Consider the following 18,567-nt stretch of genomic DNA (forward strand, 5'->3'; position numbering starts at 1 on the left):
CGACGGTTGTTCATCGGTCTCGTGCAGATTGCGATTCTGCTGGGGCTGATCTTCATGCTGTCCCTACTCATGCCCGGAGACGCCGCCGACGTCCAGAGCAGCGACCTGACCAGCGCTGCACAACGGGACCAGACCAGGGCGGTGCTGGGTCTGGACGTCGCGCCACTGGAACGCTTCTTGACCTGGAGTGGGCATGCGCTGACCGGCGATCTCGGAACGTCCTATGCCCGTGGGGTGCCGGTGCACTCGGTGATCACCGAACCGTTCCTGATCTCGGCTGCCCTGGCGTTGCTCACCACGATGCTGCTGATCCCTGTCGGATTCGGTGCAGGCTTTCTTGCCGGTCTACGGCCCGGTTCCCTGCGGGACCGGGCGATCACCACGGTCAGCATCGGCTTGGATTCCATTCCCGACTTCATTCTGGCCGTCGTGTTGATCACCTACGTGGCGATCGGATTACGCTGGTTCCCTGCGACTTTCGTCGGCGTCGATCTCCAGCAGGCCATGACGCACCCGGCACATCTGGTGCTACCGCTGACTGTGATGGTGGCCCGGGTCGGCGCACCACTGGTCCGGTTGGTGCGCGCCGGCGTGATCGATACGATGGCCGCGCCGTACATCATCCAGGCACAACGCCATGGTGTGCCGCGCGGGTCGCTGCTACTGCGCCACGTGGCCCCCAACGCTCTGGCACCCGCCATGCAGGACCTCGGCCGCACCGGTGACGGCCTCCTGTCTGGCGTACTCGTGGTGGAGGCGATCTTCGTAATGCCCGGCGTGGCAACGACCCTGCTCGATGCGATCGGCAATCGTGACCAGCCGGTCATCCTGGCTGTCCTGCTCGTCACCGGCGTGGCTGCGATCGTGATCAACAGCCTCATCGACCTCGCCGGTACCCGCATGGTGCCCACGGGGGCCCGCGCGTGAGGCGGCTGACCTCGGTGATGGCCGCCACGATGGTGGCCGTACCGCTGACGGCCGCGGTCGTCGGGCCGATCATCGCCGGCTACGCACCGGCGACGCCGCAGGCGCCTTTCGGGCCGTCGACCTGGTCGCCGTTCGGCACCGATCGGTTGGGGCGTGATGTACTCGCCGCCGCACTGAGCGGTGGCCGACCGCTGGTGGTCACCGCTGTCCTCACCGTGGCCGCCGCCTACGCCGTCGGATTCTCGATAGGCATGGCCGCGGCCGCCACCCGACGGTCCTGGATTGAAGATCTGATCATGCGACCGGTCGATGTATTGCTTTGCCTGCCCGGACTTTTGATCGTGATGGTGGCGGCACTGAGATCGGACGGTTCCGGAGTGGCGATTGCCGCGGCGGTCGGCTTCATCCTGGTGGCTCCGATCGCGCGGTTCGTCCGGATGGCAGCGCGCGGCGTCGTGCACAGCCCGGTCATGGAAGCGCTACAGATGCAGGGGGCGGGCCCGCACGAACGCTACGCGGGCTACGCGCTGCGTCATCTGGCCCGACCGGTCGCCGGTGATCTCGGAGTCCGCTTCGTCGCAGCCGTTTATGTGTTGGCGTCGGCGAACTTCCTCGGCATCGGGTTTGACACCACATCAGCCGATTGGGCCGTGTCGGTGGCCGCGAACAAGGACGGACTGTCCACCGCGCCGTGGTCGGTCTATCTGCCCGCCGCGCTCGTGGTGTCCCTGATTCTCGGGCTGAACCTGTGGTGCGACGCCATCTTGTCCGATCCGACGCGAAAAGCCCTGCGCAGGATGCCGCATGGCTGAACCGAAACTCATCATTCGTGACCTGCGGGTCACCGTCGGACCGCACTGCCTGGTCGACGGCGTGAACATCGAGCTGCCGGGTGGCACGATCACCACTCTCGTCGGCCCGTCCGGGGCGGGCAAGAGCACCATTGCCGGAGCGGTCGCCGGTGCGTTGCCACCCACGCACCGGGTAGACGGCATCGTGGCGGCGCAGGATTCGATCGGATATCTCCCCCAGGATGCCGCCGAAACCCTCAATCCGGCCCGGCGCATCGGCACGGCGCTCGGCGAACTCGCCGCCCTGCACGTGGCAGCGCCCCGCCGTGGGCGACGCCGCTGGAAGCGCCGGCAGGTCGCTGATCTCCTGCGCCAGGCGGCCTTTCCGCCGGAGCCGGCCTACCACCGGCGCTATCCGTTCGAGTTCTCCGGCGGGCAGCGGGTGCGGCTGGCGCTGGCGGCCGTGTTGGCGACCCGACCGGGGATTCTGGTGCTCGACGAACCCACCGCCGGTCTCGACCTGCTGAGTCGGGACACATTGATCGGGTTGCTCGACGAATTACGCCGTGCCGGCCGAACCATCCTGCTGGTCACGCACGACCCGACTGTCGCAGCTGAACTGTCTGATCAGGTGCTCGGAATTCGGGACGGCCGTGTCATGCCCCATGTACCCGCTGAAGCTGTTGCGCCGCTGCGTGTTCCGGATGACCGCGGGCCGACCGTCCTGCAGGCGACCGGCCTGCGGGTACGCCGTGGACAAGCCGATCTGGTCGGCGGCGCGACATTCAGCGTCGGCGCCGGTGAGCTCGTCGGCGTGATCGGCGAGTCCGGTGCCGGTAAGACCACGCTGGGCCGGGCGGTCGCAGGCCTTGACCGGCTCGCCGCGGGCACTGTCAGCATCGACGGTGAACCGTGTAGGCCACTGCGTTCGCGCAGCCGCAGTAAATTGGCTGCAGTGCAGTACATCTGGCAGGAGGCCCGCGCGTCATTCGACCGCACCCGCCCGGTGATCGATCAGGTCGCGTTGACCGCGGTGCGGTTGCGGGGCCTAGCCCGTCATGACGCCAGGGACGAAGCACTGCAGTTGCTGCAGACGTTGGCCCTCACCGCCGGGCAGGCAGGCCGGCTCCCCGACGACCTGTCCGGCGGCCAGCTGCGCAGGGCAGCCGTGGCGCGAGCGCTGATGGCCCGTCCTGCGGTGCTGATCTGCGACGAGCCGACCACGGGGTTGGATCCGACAAGCGCGGAAGCTGTTCTCGGTCATCTCGACGACTACCGCCGGAGCCGACGGGCCGCAGTGTTGGTGTGCAGCCACGACCTACGGGCATTACTGCCCCGCGTCGACCGCCTCCTCGTCCTGGATCACGGTGTTCTGGTCGACGACATCAGCTGCTCAGATTTGGCCCTTGGTGGTGGCTCACCGCAATTGCGCAGGCTGCTCGGCGCGGAAGGCCTGGGCGCTCCCGCGGTCATCTCCTGAAACTTGCGGGTGTGCCGGTCCGGGTACGCGACACCTCGGCGACCGTTACCGTCGATACCATGTCGAAGGCCCCGACCATGGCACCGGACGACCCGCCTGTCGAGCACGTCGTCGAGCTCTTACGGGAACGCCTCTACGGTGCGATCTCCTGCCTTGCCACGCTGGCGGTGCTGGCCCGCTACACCACCGAGAACACGAGTGCCTGGGTGCGGGTGCTCGATGTTCTCGTGGCGGCGGGCGGGCTGTGGGCCGCCAGCCTGCTCGCCGCGTTCGTGGCCCGTCTCAGTGTCGAGGGCCGGGCGCCGCGCGGCGCGGCGGCGTTGAGCATGGTGCGCTCATCGGGGCAGATACTCCAGGCGGCCATGGTGCCGATCGTCATCCTGATCATCGGCGCCGTCGGTTGGCTGGACACCCCCACTGCCGTCTGGCTCGCCATGTGGTTCCTGGTCATCGAGATGGCGCTGATCGTCTTCCTGGCGGTGCGTCGCACAGCCCTGCCGTGGTGGCAGCAGGCGCTGGCCGTCCTGGTGTTGACGGGGATGGGGGCCGCGGTGGTGGCGATCAAGATGATCGCCCACTAGCCACCCGACGGGCACCCGTCCGGCGCCCGCGCGGCGCCCGCGCCGAGAGCAACGTACTGGCGGCGAAACCCGTTGGGAATGCGCCAATACGTTGCTCTGGGCGGTTAGCTCACCGGCAGCGACGCGGTGTCCTCGTCGTCGTCGAGTTGCGGCCTCGCTGGTTGTGGCCTGCGGCGATGGTTGTCCCCGCGTGGGTAGACGACTTGCGGCCACCAGAACCAGCGGCCCAGCAGCGTCGCGATCGACGGCATCAGCAGGGACCGCACGATCAACGTGTCCAGCAGCAGACCGATCGCGATCGTGGAGCCCATCTGGGCCAGCACCACCAGCTGGCTGCCCATCATCGCAGCCATGGTTGCCGCGAACACCAGACCCGCCGAGGTCACCACTCCGCCGGTGCCTGCCATGGACCGGATGATGCCGGTCTTGAGGCCGGCGTGGATCTCGTCCTTGAACCGGGATACCAGCAGCAGGTTGTAGTCCGATCCGACGGCCAGCAGGATGATCACCGACATCAGCATGACCAGCCAATGCACATGAATGCCGAACAGATCCTGCCAGAGCAACACCGAGATACCGAAGGACGCGGCGATCGAGCTGGCCGCGGTACCGACGATGACCAGGGCCGCCACCGCACTGCGGGTGAGAATGAGCATGATCATGAAGATCAGGGTCAAGGCCGACACCACTGCGATCATCAGGTCGTAGCGCGCGCCGTCACTCATGTCTTTGTAGGTGGCCGCGACACCGCCGAGATAGATCTTGGCATCCGACAGCGAGGACATCTTCAGGCCCTCCTGTGCCGCTTTGCGTTCCGCGTCCACCCGGGCGATGCCTTCCGGCGTCGCGGGATCGGTCTGGTGGGTGATGAACATGCGCGCGGACTTGCCGTCCGGTGACAGGAACATCTTCAGGCCCCGTTCGAAGTCGGGGTTCTGGAATGCCTCCGGCGGAAGATAGAACATGTCGTCGTTCTTGGCATCGTCGAAGCTCTGCCCCATTGCCAGCGCGGTGTCGTTCATCGCCTGCATCTGATCGATGAGGGCCTTCTGTGAGTTGTACGACGCCAGCGACAGGTCCCTGCTGGTCTTCATCGACGCGATCGTCTGCGGCAGCAGCGCGGTCAATTTCGGCGCGAGGTCCGCCAGATCGTCGGTATTGACCTGCACCGCTGACGTCTTGTCGGTCAGTTCGTCGATGGTGTCGAGGGAATCGAAGACCGACCTCGCCGCGGCGCACATCGGTATATCGAAACAGTGCGGTTCCCAGTAGAAATAGTTGCGCAACGGCCGGAACTGGTCATCGAAGTTCGCGATGTTGTCCCGCAACTTCTTGGTGACTTCGAGCAGTTCCCGCGACTTGGCCGCCGAGTCCTGGGTGAGCTTGGTTTGCCGGAGGGACAGCTGGTACTGCTCCTCGAGAATGGAAATCGAGACATTCGTCGCATCAACCATCTTGAGCTGGTCGGCCAATTGCTGCCGCTGGAACGGCAGGTTCAGGTTACTGGTCTGTCCCTGGATGGCCGTCTGGAACGGAATCGAACTGTGCTGGATGGGAATACCCAGTGGACGGGTGATGCTCTGCACCATGGCAATACCCTCGGTGCGCAGCACATTCTTCGCGACCCGGTCGAGCACCAGCATGTCGGCGGGGTTGCGCATGTCGTGTTCGGCCTCGACCATCAGGATGTCCGGATTCATCCGGGCCTGGGTGAAATGCCGGTCGGCGGAAGCGAACCCGATGTTGGCCGGGGCGTCGCTGGGCATATACCAGCGATCATTGTACGCCGGCTTGTATCCCGGAACTGCAATGAGGCCGATCAGCACCACGAACAGACTGACCACGAAAACGGGAGCGGGCCACCGGACAACGGAGGTACCGACCTTTCGCCAGAACCGCCCGGTTGGAGGCTTTTTCGCCTCGTACAAGCCAACCTTACTGCCGAGGAACAGCACGGCCGGTCCCATGGTGACCGATGACGCCACGACCACCAACATGCCGATCGCAACGGGCGCACCCATGGTACTGAAGTACGGCAGCCGGGCGAAGCTCAGGCAATAGGTCGCTCCGGCGATCGTCAAACCCGAACCGATGATGACCGGGGAGACAGACTTGAAGGTGGTGTAGTAGGCGGTTTCCGGATCCTCCCCCGCACCCCGGGCCTCGCGGTAGCGCCCGAACAGAAAGATCCCGTAATCGGTGGCGGCCGCGATCGCCAGCATCGTGAGGATGTTCCCGGCGAACGTGGTCAGGCCGAACACGTCGTGCATTGCCAGCACCGATACGAGACCACGTGACGACAGCAGCCCGATACCGGTCAGCACAAGCTGGACGAGCGTGGTGCGGATCGACCGGTAGACGATCAACAGCATGACCGCGATGGCGATCAATGTGTACACGGTGATCTGAGCGAGACTGGCGTCACCGATGGCGTAGATATCAGCGGTGAGCGCGGCCGGGCCTGCGACGTAAGCCTTCACGCCCGGCGGGGCCTGGGTGTCCTTGATGGCGTCGCGGACGACTTGCACGCCTTCGCTGGCGAGCGTTTCACCCTGCTGGCCGGCCAGGTTGATCATCACATAGGAGGATTTGCCGTCGGCGCTCTGCGCGCCTGCCGCGGTGAGCGTATCGCCCCAGAAGTTCTGGATGTGCTGGACGTGCTCGGGATCCTGTTCCAGCTTGTGGATGATCTCGTCGTAGTACTTGTGCGCATCCGGCCCGAGGGCTTCCTGGCCCTCGACGACGACCATCACCGTGCTGTTGGAATTGAATTCCTTGAAGTTGGCGCCCATCCGCTTCATCGCGATCATCGAAGGCGCATCCTCGGGAGCCATCGGAGCCGAATGCAGCTCGCCCACGACCTCCAACTGCGGTGCGATGACGTTCACGACTACCGCGAATGCGATCCAGACGAGGATGACCGGTATGGCCAGTATGCGCAGGCCGTGGGCAAAGACTGGGCGTTTGGTGTGGGTCATGCGGACTTCACCAGGCAGTACGTCTGGGCATTGACACCATCGGCTGATTTCTCCTCACGGACAATCCCATTCACGGTTACGCGGCACCCGATCTCACCGGTGTCATCGACTCGCGCCATCAGATTGGCGCTGACCGTCGGCAATGTCGTCGACAACGTGACCGACCACGGCAGCGGGGTACTGACCTGATGAACCTTGGCGTCAGGATCGAAGTAGCTGATCTGGGCCCTCGATCCGGGTGGGCCGTATACCTCGTAGATCAGGACCTTGGGATTGAACTGCACGATCTCGACACCGGCGCCGGCATTGGCGTTGAGGTCCTCGGAACCGAACATCTTGTGCAAACGGGAAACCGCCAAGCTCGAAATGGCCAACACCACTATCAAAACCAACGGAATCCACGCCTGCTTGACCAGTCCGCCAATTGGATTGGCCCTCACGCGACTACCTCCCCCGATCCTCGGACATCTCCGAGGATTACCCGCGCGCCCATGACCGGGCACGCATATGACCAATTACTTCGAATACCTATGCACAGCGCTGAGAAACGTTACACACGTCCGTAACTGCATCGGGCACGTCCCTTATTCCTGTGAAATAGCTGTGGTTTTCCTGAAAATATGGCCGCGCAGCCTGTTTCACGAAGGAGTCGGGCCGATTACCCATCGGCAACCTAGATGATCTAGACTAATACATAGAGATTCTATGCACCTTCGGGGAGGTTGCCATGCGATTCGAGCACGACCACCAGGCCGACGCCGACCGCTTCATCGCGGAGGTACGGCCGTGCCTCGACCAGATCCACCGCGGCGCCCGCCGACTGACCACCAGCAGCTACGACGCCGAAGACCTGGTGCAAGAGACACTTCTCAAGGCCTACACCGGCTTTCACACCTTCAAACCAGGCTCGAACAGTCGAGCCTGGTTGTTCCGCATCATGTACAACACCTGGGCGGCGGGCTATCGCACCCGGCAGCGACGCCCGAACGAGCAACTGTGCGAAGGGTTCAGCGACTGGCAGCTGGCCGCGGCACAGAACCACGCCTCGACCGGCCTGCGGTCCGCCGAGGTCGAGGCGTTGGACGCCATGCGCGACGACGAGATCGCCGATGCCCTCAACGCCATACCCATGAGTTACCGGATGACGGTGTACTTCGCCGACGTCGAGGGCTACCAGTACCGCGAGATCGCCGTCCTCATGGACACACCCATCGGCACCGTGATGTCCCGGCTGGCCCGTGGCCGCAGGCGGCTTCGGGAATTACTCGCCGATGTGGGCAGGGACCGCGGTGTCGTGCGGAGTACGACGTCCGTCCCGGCCTAACAGCCGGTCGAGGTCACCGGCCGCGATCGATCCGGTCGCCAACGCCAGGTCCCGGACCTCTCCGCGTCCCGCCAGCACGGCCGCGGCCACCTCGCTGGCGCGCGTGTAACCCAGAAACGGGATCAGCGCGGTGACGACGCCGGCACTGCCTGCCGTGGTCCGGCGCAGGTGGTCGCGGTCGACGTCGATGCCTGCCACGCATTGGATGCGCAGGGCATCGAACGCCTGCCGCATCCAACTGATCGCCTGCAGCAGGCTGTGGCAGATGACCGGCTCGAACGCGTTGAGCTGCAACTGGCCCGCCTCGGCGGCGAAGGTGACCGTGACGTCGGTTCCGATCACCGCGAAGGCCACCTGATTGACCATTTCCGGGATGACCGGATTGACCTTGCCCGGCATGATGCTCGATCCGGCCTGTCTTGCCGGAAGCTGTAATTCACCCAGCCCCGCCTGCGGACCGGAGCTCAGCAGGCGCAGGTCATTGCAGATCTTGGACACCTTCACCGCGGTGCGCTTGAGCACACCGGAAAGCTGCAGGAAGGCTCCGGTATCCGAGGTTGCCTCCACCAGGTCCGTCGCGGTGACCACCGGTAGTCCGGTGATCTCCCGTAGATGACCGGCCACGGCTTGCGGATAGCCGGGGGCGCTGGTGATGCCGGTTCCGATCGCCGTTGCGCCCAAGTTGATCTCGCAGAGCAGTGAGCGGGCGTCGGCCATCCGCGCTTGCTCTTCGCCCAGTGTCGATCGCCAGGCGCCGAATTCCTGGCCGACTGTCATCGGAACGGCGTCCTGCAACTGCGTGCGCCCGATTTTCGCGACATCGGCGAACTCGTCGGCCTTGACGCCGAACGCATCGGCGAGTGCCCCCACCGCTGTCGACAGGCTGCCGAGCGCCGTCACCAATGCCAGTCTGACCGCCGTCGGATAGACATCGTTGGTGGATTGCCCACGGTTGACGTGGTCGTTGGGGTGCAGGTGGTGGTAGCTCCCCAGGGGGTGCCCGAGCAGTTCCAACGCACGGTTGGCGATGACCTCGTTGGCGTTCATATTTGTCGAGGTGCCGGCACCGCCCTGCATCACGTCGACCACGAACTCGGCGTCCAGGTGGCCGTCGATGACGTCCTGGCAGGCCCGGTCGATCACCGCCGCCCGTTCGGCGTCGAGCACACCGAGGTCGCGGTTCGCCCGTGCGGCTGCCTGTTTCACTGCGCCCAGAGCCGCGATCAGCGACCGATGGCTTCCGACCGTGATGCCACTGACCTGAAAGTTCTCCAGTGCGCGGGAGGTGTGCACGCCCCAGTACGCGCCGGCGGGGACGTCGCGCGCACCCAACAGATCCCGCTCCTGCCGCGCGTCAGGTTCCATCGGTGCCTCCTCGGGCGAAGACGTCGATGGCGGTCCAGGCCAGTGCGATGGCACCGTCGCGGATCGCCTGTTCGGCCTGTTTCCCGACGCAGTGGTCGGCGAATTCACGCTGGTGGTTGAGGGCGGGAAGAGAATCGATCCCGATATAGGGGTGAATCGCCGGCACCACCTGCGAGACATTTCCCATATCGGTCGACGCGCGGTTCATCCGGCTTGCCTGCTCGGCGGCGGCGAAGCTGCGTCCCAGCGCCTCGGCATTGCGGCGGTATGCCGCCAAAGCCCTTTCGTCGGTCCGGAATTCGGCGTAGGGCTTACTTTCCGGACGTACCGACAGCTCACAGTCGCTGGCCAGCGCTCCCGCTTCGAAACATCGCCACACCCGCGGTTCCAACTGGGCGAGTTCATCGAGCGATCCGGCCCGGACGTACCATCTGCCCCGGGTTCGTTCGGGTATCGCGTTCGGTGCCTCCCCACCATCGGTCACCACGCCGTGCACCCGCACGGAGGCGGGCAGCTGCTGACGAAGAAGGCCGAGTGCCACCTGGGCGATGGTGAAGGCGTCGGCGGCATTACGGCCGTGCTCGGGGTACGCCGCGGCGTGGGCGGCCTTTCCGGTGAAGGTGACCTCGGAGTGGGACACCGCGAACGGTCGCGCCTCGGCGACATCGACAGGCGCGGGATGGACCATCATCGCCAGGTCGAGGCCATGGAACGCGCCCCGATCCAGCATCTCGATCTTGCCGCCGCCCCCTTCTTCGGCCGGCGTGCCGAACACCTCGACCGTCAGGCCTGCTTCGTCGGCCACCTCCGCCAATGCCAGCGCGGCGCCGACCGATGTCGCGGCAATCAGGTTGTGCCCGCAGGCATGTCCGAGGCCCGGCAGGGCGTCGTATTCCGCACACAGCCCGACGCGCACCTCCCCGTCACCGAACCGGGCGTGAAATGCGGTGTCCAAGCCCAGGTACGGCGTGGTGACCTCGAAGCCGCCTTCGGCCAGACGTGCGCTCACCCACTCCACGGCCTGGTGTTCTGACCAGGCCGTCTCAGGATTGGCGTGCAATTTCTCAGACAGCGCGACGAGAGACGGAAAGGAATCCCCCACTATGGCTTTCACGCGTTCTTTGAGCTCATTCGTCACCCGGCACTCCGTAGGACGGAGCGAGGTCGGGCCGCTGTGCCCGCAGGGTGTAATCCTGCGCCTGCGGCTGCCACACCTGCCAGATCTCCTCCAGCCGGGTGATCGGGTCGTCGTGCCAATCCACCCGCAGGTCGGTGAGCGGCCAATCGGCATCGGCGACGACGATCAGGCCACAGGAGTGGACCGGCCCCTCCTCACCGCCGGCCTCCTCCCCCGCCCTGAGCCCGGCCAGCAGCCGGTCCGCGAGGTGTTGTCCCGGGTCGGCCTCGAACGCCTCGATCATCGACCGCGGCACCTTCGCGGAGCTCAACAGGTTGCCTGCCGCCACTGCATCGACACCGGTGGCGACGATGTGCGTGCCCAATGTCTGTGCCCCGGAATGGGATGCGACAGCGCCTGTGGCGTCGACGACGGTGAGCTGCCGGTATTCGGGATACGACGCGTGGCCCACCACATGGTCCATCGCACCCTGCGCCGCCGCCCCGTGGGCGAGTCGATCCAACAGCTTGGGGCCGAGTGTGGGGTCGGTGACGTTCTGGGTGCAGGCCACCCCCACACCGGATCGCGCCCACACGCAACGGGCCGCGACGGCCGGGCTCGAGGACGTGACCACCGCACCGAACATCCCGGTGTGTGCGCATCGGCCTGCCAGCGAGAACGTCACGGAATCACCGCCGTAGCAGTCACTTCGACCACCCATTCGGGCCGCGCCAGTGAGTCCACGACCAGCCCGGTCGATGCGTAGAACACGCCCTTGAGCCGCTCGCCGAGCACCCGGTAGACGTCCTCGCGGTAGCGCACGTCGGTCAGATAGACATCACAAGAGACGATGTTCTCCAGCGACGCACCCGCCTCGCCGAGCAGTAGTTCGATGTTGTCGACCGTCTTGTGCGCCTGTCCGGCCGGGTCGCCCACCGCCACGCATTCGCGGGTCTCAAGATCCTGGGCCACCTGCCCGCGCAGATACACCGTGTTGCCGGCCACCACGGCCTGACACAGGTCGTTGGACAGGTTCTGCTCCGGATAGGTGTCGGCCGTGTTGAACGGTCGGATGCGGCGATGTCCGCCCACCACAATGGTTTCTGTCATCGATTTCTCCCGTCGATCGTCTTGATTCCGGCGGACTGACACATGAGTTCGGTCGCCGGTTCGAAGTCGTAGTTGTTGTAGACCGCAAGCAGATGCGAGAACGGCGGCGACTGCGCGAACAGCTGGAAAGTGAGCCGGTGGTTGGCGTAGTCGGAGTTGAGCAGGTCACGCCCGTAGGCGAGCAGCTTGCGCCGTTCCTCGGCTTCCACATCACCGATCGCAAAGTACTTGGACAACCAGCCTGCGGCCTCCTCATTGCCGAAGGTGGCCGCGCTCGGGGTCAGGCTGATCTGGCACCCGGCGAGGTCCCGCACCAGATGGACGATCCGCGGCAGGTTGGTGCATGCGAACACCCGACCCGAGTACATGGTCGCCTGGTGCGGCATGAGCAGTCCGCTCGGGCTTGGCTCGGCGAGTTCGATTGCCGCGGTGAGGAACGCGTTGATTCCCTCCCGGTAGGCCGCCACCTCGGCGATCTTCTCTCGGACACCCTGGTGCATCTTGACCCCGGTCTGCCGTGCGCTGGCGTGGGCGAAGCCCAGCAACAGATCAGCCCAGCGGAGGTGTCGCTGCACGAACGGGAAGATGCTGTACCGGTGCAACGTGGCGCGGATGAAGCTGGCTGCCTCGGTGTGCCGGTAGAAGAACACGTTCTCCCAGGGGATTTCCACGTCGTCGAAGACGATCATGGTGTCGATCTCGTCGACCCGGTTGGTCAACGGGTAGTCCTCGGCCGATCGCCCGCCCCGGAATCCGGACCGGCAGATGTGCTTGATGTCGGGGTGCCCCATGTCCGCCAGGAAGCCCACGGCGTACTCGGAGTGGGTCTGGCTGTTCCATTCGCCGATCGTCGGCTTGACGAACGCTTGGTTGGAGTACGCAGCGGCGGTCTCGAACTTGGCTCCGCGCACCATGATTCCGCGGTCATTCTCGCTGATGACGCGCAGCAGTACGTCGGGATCCTGGTCCTGCGGCCACCTGGACCGGTCACCTTTGGGGTCGGTGTTGGCCGACACATGGAACGGATCGGCCAGCGTGGCATTGCGGACGTGCCTGACGATGTTCTCGGAGAACGCCGGGTTGATCTTGTCCAGGACGTCCTGACCGTCAGCCAGCGACCACATCTCCCCGACGGTCTCGTCGCCTACCCGCGTGACCACACCGCCGGCGTGGTCGAGGATGGTGTCGACGCCGCGGCGCTTGTCGTGCCAGTCCTGCTTGGTCATCGGCGGCTTGGAACCGATCGCGCACACCTCGCCACTCTGCTCGTCGACGTAGGTCATGGTGTCCCTGGTCAACTCGTCATGACCGAGGTCGTAGATGCGGGCGCGGATGTCGACGATCGGCTGGAACGCCGGATGGGTGGCCACGTCGTCGACGCGCTCTCCGTCGATCCAGACGTTGCGTCCGTCGCGGATCGACTCCCGGTAGTCCTCTCCGGTTCTGATCATTACTGTTCCTTCTTTTTCGAGAGCGCCGCTCAGGCGCCGGTGGTGGGGCCGGTGGCCGGTTGGGCGCCGCGGGCGGCGCGGATGCGGTAGGCGAGCAGGATCACCCCGAAAGCAACGAGGCTCAGCAGGAATTGGGAACGGGTCTCCTCGATCACGGCCATGAGCGTGAGAACGACGACCATCCAGGCGATGGAGAACCACGACAGGTACGGGAAGCACCACATCTTCATGCGCAGTGCGCCGGGATCGGTGGCTTCCAGCCGACGGCGCAGCCGGATCTCGGCGCCGACGAGGATGATGTAGTAGATCAGCTGGATCGCACCCGACGAGTTGATCAGGAAGATGAAGACCTGTTCGGGGAAGAAGTAGTTCGCCACCACCGCGGCATAACCCATCGACGTGCCGGCCAGGATCGCCCGCACCGGCACTCCGCGGCTGTTGACTTTGACCAGAGCCTTTGGTGCGTCACCTTTCTCGGCGAGCGCGAACAGCATCCGTGAGGTGATGTAGAGGCACGAGTTCAGTGAGCTGAGCACCGCGGTAAGCACGATGGCTTCCATCACCACCGACATTCCGGGGATCCCGATGTGTTCGAGGACCACGGCGAACGGGCTGCGGATGCTCTCGCCGGTGAACGGGGTGTCCCACGGAATGGCGGCGACGATCAGCAGGATCGAGAGCACGTAGAAGGCGAACACCCGGGCCATCACCTGCTTGGTCGCCCTTGCGGCGAACTCGACCGGCTTCTTGGACTCGGCGGCGGCGATCGTGGCGATCTCGGCGCCACCCATCGAGAACAGCACCGTCACGCTGCCCACGAGCGCCGCCACGACGCCGTACGGGAACATGCCGCCGTGGGAGAACAGGTTGGTCAGACCGGGGCTTTCCGGCTTGCCCACCATGCCGAGGAGGAATAGGCCGGTGACACAGATGAAGAAGATGATCGCGATGACCTTGATCGAGGCGAACCAGAACTCGGCCTCGCCGTAGGCCTTGACCGAGAGGAGGTTGATCGCGGTGAGCACCAACACCAGGCCGAGGCAGAGCAACCACGCGGGCACTCCGGGCAGGTAGTTGACCAGGATGCCCGCCCCGGCCACCGCCTCGATCGCCGCGACGACCACCCAGAAATACCAGTAGAGCCAGCCGACGCTGAACCCCGCCCAATTGCCAAGGCCTTCGCGGGAGAAGTTCGCCACGGAGCCGGAAGACGGGCGGGCCACTGCCATTTCGCCGATCGCGCGGATGACGAGGATCATCAGTACCCCGGACAGCGCATAGCTGAGTACCGCGGCCGGTCCGGTCCGGTTGATCACCGCGCCACTGCCGACGAACAGGCCGGCACCGATGATGCCGCCCAGCGCGATCATCACGATGTGACGGTTGTCCAGGCTGCGCCGCAGCCCGCTCTCGGGGGTGACGCCGCCTTCGGGCACCGTGTCCGGCGCCGTTGACTGTGGCGCCGCTCCACCGTGCTGGTTCATGAGAACTCCTGCCGTCAGGATCAGTTGTCCTGTCGACTATGACGGCGATCACCTACCCTGAACAGTCGAACTATTTGAAGTCAACGATCGGTTTTCTTGATGTCTGATGCCACGCTCCGTCAACTCGAATACTTCATCGCCGCGGTCGAGGAGGGCTCGGTGACCTCGGCGGCGCAGCGCCTGCATCTGTCGCAGTCGGCGCTGTCAATGGCACTGGGCGAGTTGGAACGGGCGCTCGGCGTGCAGGTACTGGTGCGGCATCGCCGGGGCGTGCGACCGACGAGGATCGGCGAGCAGGTACTGGTCGACGCGCGCCGGCTGCTGGTCGACCTCGCCGACCTGCAGACCTCGGCGCGGGAGAGCCAGCACGGGCTCACCGGCCGCCTCATGGTGGGGTGTTACAGCACGTTGTCGCCGATGGTGTTGCCACCGGTTCTCAGTGAGTACGTGGTGCGCTTCCCCGGGGTTGATCTGACCTTCACCGAGGGTCCGCACGACAGACTTATCGACAACCTGCGCAACGGCACCCTGGACCTCGCCCTGCTCTACGACTACGGCTCGGACCTGTCCGCGCACCGCGACGACCTGAACACCGAGGTGATCGTCGCGGCGCCACCGTATGTCCTACTGGCCGAAGACCATCCGCTGGGCGAGCACGACCGCGTGTCCCTGCGGCAATTGGTCGATCACCCGATGATCCTGTTCAGCCTGCCGCCCGGTGGCGACTACTTCCTGTCCCTGTTCAAAGCTGAGGGGCTGGAGCCACGAGTGCGTTATCGCGCAACGAATTTCGAGCTGGTGCGCTCACTCGTGGCCCGGCGTCTCGGCTATTCGATTCTGAGCCAGCACACCCGCATCTCGGTCAGCTACGAAGGCCGGGGATTCATCACCCGGCCGTTGCACGGCAACCACCCGGGGCTCGCCATCAACGCGGTGACCCTCGCCGGAGCGAAGCTCACCCGACCGGCGGCCGCGTTCATCGAGACCTGCCGGTCGGTGAACTGATCTCAGCCGCTCCCAGAACAACGAAATGGTGGCCCGCCGACGCTCCGAGCAGCCATTGCGTTGATCTCGGCAACGTCAACGTTGGTCATCCGGTGCCCACCGCGACAACCAGGCCGCGGCCACCAGGCTCGCACCGGTGGCCGCGAAGACCAGCCCCGCACCACCGACCACCGACATGCCGGCGACCGCGAGCGGTATCCCCGTCTGCCCGGCCCGGTTTCCGACCAGCCGTAGCGAGGCCGCCACACCGCGGTCCTGGCGTGGGGTCACCAGCGTCATCCACGACATCGTCAACGGTTGCACCGTGCCGGCGGCCAGCCCGTACAGCGCCATACACCCCACGAGCGCGAAGGCGGGCAGCGGAAGCACAAGCGCGATCAGCGAAGCCGCCGCGACCGCCCCGGCGACGATGAGCACCCGCCGTCGCCCGAACCGGCCGGTCATCGAACCCAGGGTCAGCCGAGATGCCATCGTCGCGACTCCCCGGGTCACCAACAGCGCCGTCAGCCACACCGGTGCCAGCTCACGCTCCCTGGCCAACAGCGGGAGGTACGCGAGGACGATGTCGAGCGAGGACAGCACCACACTGCTCGTGACCAGGGCTGACTTCACCCCGTTGGTACGCAGCAGACGCGACGCCACCGGCCACATTGCGGCCGGCTTGGTATCGGTGACCTGCGTCTGCACAGTCGACGGAATCGCCAGTGAGAGTGCGAGTCCCGCGACGGCGATCCCGAGGGTGGTCCACGCGATGGTGCCGAACGCCGGGGACGCCGCGTTCGCCGACGGTAGCAGCAGGAGCCCCGGTCCGGCCATCTGGCCCGTGGAGGTGGCGAAGGTGTAGAGGCCGAACGCGAAGTCCAGCCGCCCCGGCGGAGCGTCCCGCATGACCCATGCCTGCTCGGCGACCACCGAGCACAGCACCCCGAGGCCGAGCAGGATCGTCGCGGCCAACAAGCCCGCGAGCGTGGCGCCGACGAACACCGCAACCAGACCCGCACCGACGAATGCGAGCGCTCCGAGCACCATGCTGGCGCGTTCACCGACGCGGTCGACGAAGCGCCCCGCGGGCACCGCGAGCAGCAGCGGCGGCACCGCGAACGCCGCGGTCGCGACACCCAGCCAGGCCGGCCCGTGCCCGAGATCGAGAATTGCGTAGGAAATCGCCGGACGCAACGCGTACGAGATGATCTGAACGAAGATCGCGTGAACGAGCAGCAGGGCCAGCGCCGGACGCCCCGGCCGGCCCGTCACGACCGCGGAAAGACGCGTCCGTCGAACAACTTTCGGGCGGTCCGCACGATTGCGGTGCGGCGCACCACGATGTCGGGGCCGGTGCCGTCCAGTTCGACCTCGACCTCCAATGCTCCCGTAGGGTGCTCGATCCGCATCCGCGGGCCGTCGGGCGCGACGGCCATGCCGGAGGCGACGCTTCCCGGCAGGACAGCGGCCACGGCGACGCTCGCGGCGCCGAGCACGCCGATCGACGTGTGGACGCGATGGGGGATGAACGTGCGCGTCGCGATCACCCCACCGGCCTTCGGCGGCGAGACGATCGTCAGCTTCGGCACCGTGAGAGCGGTGACGTCACCGAGGTTCATCAGCTTCCCCGCGTCCCGCCGCACCCGCTCGAGCACCTCCCGCAGGCGTTGATCGCCTTCGAGTTCGGCAGGCGTCTCATCACCCCGTACGCCGAGATCGCCCGCCCGCAGCACGACGGTCGGCATCCCGTTGTCGACGCAGGTGACGGGCACGTCGGCGATCACGTCCTGCGCTGAACCCGTCGGCAGGAGCGCACCACAACTCGAACCGGCGGTGTCCTCGAAGTCCAGCACGATCGCGGCGGCGGTGCCGGGCACCCCGTCGATCGCGGTGTCGCCGTCGTACTCGACTGTCCTGCCGGGGGTTTGCACGTGGGCCGTGGCGCCGCCGCCGGTGTTCGTCATCCGGATCGGCACCGCCGTTCCGCCGTCTTCGGCGGCGATCAGTCCGCGTTCGATCGCGAACGGACCCACCCCGGCGAGCAGGTTGCCGCAGTTCTGCCGGTCCGAGACAGCCGCCTGGTCGACGCTCACCTGAAGAAAGTGGTAGTCGACGCCCTCGTCGGTCCTTCGTACCACCGCGACCTTGCTCGTCAACGGGTGTGCGCCGCCGATCCCGTCGATCTGCCGCGGATCCGGTGAGCCCATGATGCGCAACAACAACTCATCACGCTCGCGGTCGTCCTGCGGTAGATCCTCGGCCAGGAAGTATGCGCCTTTCGAGGTTCCGCCGCGCATGACCATGCACGGGATACCCTGGCCGGTCATGCGACGGGAACGCTTTGCTGGGCGTGTACCTCGCGCATCGCATGGATGACGCTGTCGAGATGCTCGGCCATGGCCTGCTCGGCGGCAGCCGGATCTCGTCGCGCAATCGCCTGGATGATCGCGAGATGCTCGCCGAGCGAGACGCTGGGCCGCCCCGGCTTCATCGCCAGGGCAAACTGCTGGCGTACGCTCTGTCCGCGCAACCGCTCGATGAGCGACAGCGCGGTCCGCTGACCGCTGATCTGGTGGATACGGGCATGCAGCTCACGGTTTTTCGCCGAGTAGCCGCCGAGATCGCCACTGGCTACGGCACGCTCCATAGCCACGCCGATCTCGTTGAGCTCGGCGATCTCGTCGTCGTTGACGGCCGCCGCAGCCTTGCCCGCACACAGGCTCTCCAACGCCCGCCGCACTTCGGCGATCTCTATTGCCTCCTCGAACGAGATCACCCGCACCCGCGCACCGCGGTTCTGTTCCCGCTCGACGAGTCCTTCCACCGTCAGCTCGCCCAGGGCGGTGCGAACTGCCGCGCGGGATGCGCCGAACTGCTCGCAGAGTTCTGCCTCGACCAATCGCTGGTTGGGCACCAGGTCACCCTTGAGAATGAGTGCCCGTATCTGCTCCGCGACCTCCACCGCCGCTCCT

At 65.9% G+C, this 18,567-nt stretch carries 17 protein-coding genes; 6 read left to right on the forward strand and 11 right to left on the reverse strand.

Features of this window, described 5'->3' with window-relative positions; translation table 11 throughout:
• The first annotated feature begins 21 nt into the window (after positions 1-21).
• From M1247_RS12880 to M1247_RS12895, 4 genes are read left to right on the forward strand one after another with little or no spacing between them, the layout of a single operon-like run.
• The gene (locus M1247_RS12880) at positions 22-927 is read left to right on the forward strand and encodes an ABC transporter permease (protein ID WP_317156731.1); all 906 of its coding nucleotides are present in this window, start codon (positions 22-24) and stop codon (positions 925-927) included.
• A complete protein-coding gene (locus M1247_RS12885; protein WP_317156732.1) occupies positions 924-1,739 on the forward strand; it encodes an ABC transporter permease in 816 nt (271 codons plus the stop codon). The genes M1247_RS12880 and M1247_RS12885 overlap by 4 nt, the downstream gene beginning before the upstream one ends.
• Entirely contained in the window at positions 1,732-3,198 is a 1,467-nt protein-coding gene (locus M1247_RS12890) for an ABC transporter ATP-binding protein (protein WP_317156733.1), read from the forward strand. The genes M1247_RS12885 and M1247_RS12890 overlap by 8 nt, the downstream gene beginning before the upstream one ends.
• 59 nt (positions 3,199-3,257) lie before the next feature.
• Positions 3,258-3,779: a hypothetical protein gene (locus M1247_RS12895; RefSeq protein ID WP_317156734.1), complete on the forward strand. Its 522-nt coding sequence runs from the start codon at positions 3,258-3,260 to the stop codon at positions 3,777-3,779.
• A gap of 104 nt (positions 3,780-3,883) precedes the next feature.
• Here M1247_RS12895 and M1247_RS12900 read toward each other — a convergent pair whose 3' ends face one another.
• Both M1247_RS12900 and M1247_RS12905 read right to left on the reverse strand, forming a co-directional pair.
• Complete coding sequence (locus M1247_RS12900; protein ID WP_317156735.1) at positions 3,884-6,757, reverse strand: MMPL/RND family transporter; 2,874 nt, start codon at positions 6,755-6,757, stop codon at positions 3,884-3,886.
• Positions 6,754-7,197, reverse strand: a complete 444-nt coding sequence (locus M1247_RS12905; RefSeq protein WP_317156736.1) for an MmpS family transport accessory protein — start codon at positions 7,195-7,197, stop codon at positions 6,754-6,756. Before M1247_RS12905 ends, M1247_RS12900 begins: the two co-directional genes overlap by 4 nt.
• A 287-nt stretch (positions 7,198-7,484) precedes the next feature.
• Between M1247_RS12905 and M1247_RS12910 the strand changes: the two genes are divergently transcribed.
• A complete protein-coding gene (locus M1247_RS12910) occupies positions 7,485-8,081 on the forward strand; it encodes a sigma-70 family RNA polymerase sigma factor (protein WP_317156737.1) in 597 nt (198 codons plus the stop codon).
• Here the strand turns inward: M1247_RS12910 and M1247_RS12915 are convergent.
• The 6 genes from M1247_RS12915 to M1247_RS12940 are packed head-to-tail and all read right to left on the reverse strand — an operon-like array spanning position 8,019 to position 14,608.
• Complete coding sequence (locus tag M1247_RS12915; RefSeq protein WP_317156738.1) at positions 8,019-9,446, reverse strand: aspartate ammonia-lyase; 1,428 nt, start codon at positions 9,444-9,446, stop codon at positions 8,019-8,021. The two genes, M1247_RS12910 and M1247_RS12915, sit on opposite strands and share 63 nt — an antisense overlap.
• Entirely contained in the window at positions 9,436-10,584 is a 1,149-nt protein-coding gene (locus M1247_RS12920; protein WP_317156739.1) for a M20 family metallopeptidase, read from the reverse strand. Before M1247_RS12920 ends, M1247_RS12915 begins: the two co-directional genes overlap by 11 nt.
• Entirely contained in the window at positions 10,574-11,248 is a 675-nt protein-coding gene (locus M1247_RS12925; RefSeq protein WP_317156740.1) for a DUF1028 domain-containing protein, read from the reverse strand. Before M1247_RS12925 ends, M1247_RS12920 begins: the two co-directional genes overlap by 11 nt.
• Positions 11,245-11,673, reverse strand: a complete 429-nt coding sequence (locus M1247_RS12930) for a RidA family protein (RefSeq protein ID WP_317156741.1) — start codon at positions 11,671-11,673, stop codon at positions 11,245-11,247. The genes M1247_RS12925 and M1247_RS12930 overlap by 4 nt, the downstream gene beginning before the upstream one ends.
• Positions 11,670-13,124 (reverse strand): 4-hydroxyphenylacetate 3-hydroxylase family protein, encoded by a 1,455-nt coding sequence (locus tag M1247_RS12935; RefSeq protein WP_317156742.1) that lies wholly within the window; start codon positions 13,122-13,124, stop codon positions 11,670-11,672. Before M1247_RS12935 ends, M1247_RS12930 begins: the two co-directional genes overlap by 4 nt.
• Positions 13,125-13,153: 29 nt before the next feature.
• Positions 13,154-14,608: an amino acid permease gene (locus M1247_RS12940; protein WP_317156743.1), complete on the reverse strand. Its 1,455-nt coding sequence runs from the start codon at positions 14,606-14,608 to the stop codon at positions 13,154-13,156.
• A gap of 99 nt (positions 14,609-14,707) precedes the next feature.
• Between M1247_RS12940 and M1247_RS12945 the strand changes: the two genes are divergently transcribed.
• A complete protein-coding gene (locus tag M1247_RS12945) occupies positions 14,708-15,613 on the forward strand; it encodes a LysR substrate-binding domain-containing protein (RefSeq protein WP_317156744.1) in 906 nt (301 codons plus the stop codon).
• A gap of 75 nt (positions 15,614-15,688) precedes the next feature.
• On the opposite strand, the gene M1247_RS12950 is transcribed toward M1247_RS12945, so the two are convergent.
• Genes M1247_RS12950 through M1247_RS12960 form a run of 3 tightly spaced genes read right to left on the reverse strand, consistent with a single transcriptional unit; the run spans position 15,689 to position 18,557 of the window.
• A complete protein-coding gene (locus M1247_RS12950) occupies positions 15,689-16,867 on the reverse strand; it encodes an MFS transporter (RefSeq protein WP_317156745.1) in 1,179 nt (392 codons plus the stop codon).
• Entirely contained in the window at positions 16,864-17,922 is a 1,059-nt protein-coding gene (locus M1247_RS12955; RefSeq protein ID WP_317156746.1) for a 4-oxalomesaconate tautomerase, read from the reverse strand. The genes M1247_RS12950 and M1247_RS12955 overlap by 4 nt, the downstream gene beginning before the upstream one ends.
• A complete protein-coding gene (locus M1247_RS12960; protein ID WP_317156747.1) occupies positions 17,919-18,557 on the reverse strand; it encodes a GntR family transcriptional regulator in 639 nt (212 codons plus the stop codon). The genes M1247_RS12955 and M1247_RS12960 overlap by 4 nt, the downstream gene beginning before the upstream one ends.
• Positions 18,558-18,567 lie beyond the last annotated feature (10 nt).

The sequence above is a fragment of the Mycobacterium appelbergii genome (assembly GCF_032883035.1).
GTDB lineage: Bacteria > Actinomycetota > Actinomycetes > Mycobacteriales > Mycobacteriaceae > Mycobacterium > Mycobacterium appelbergii.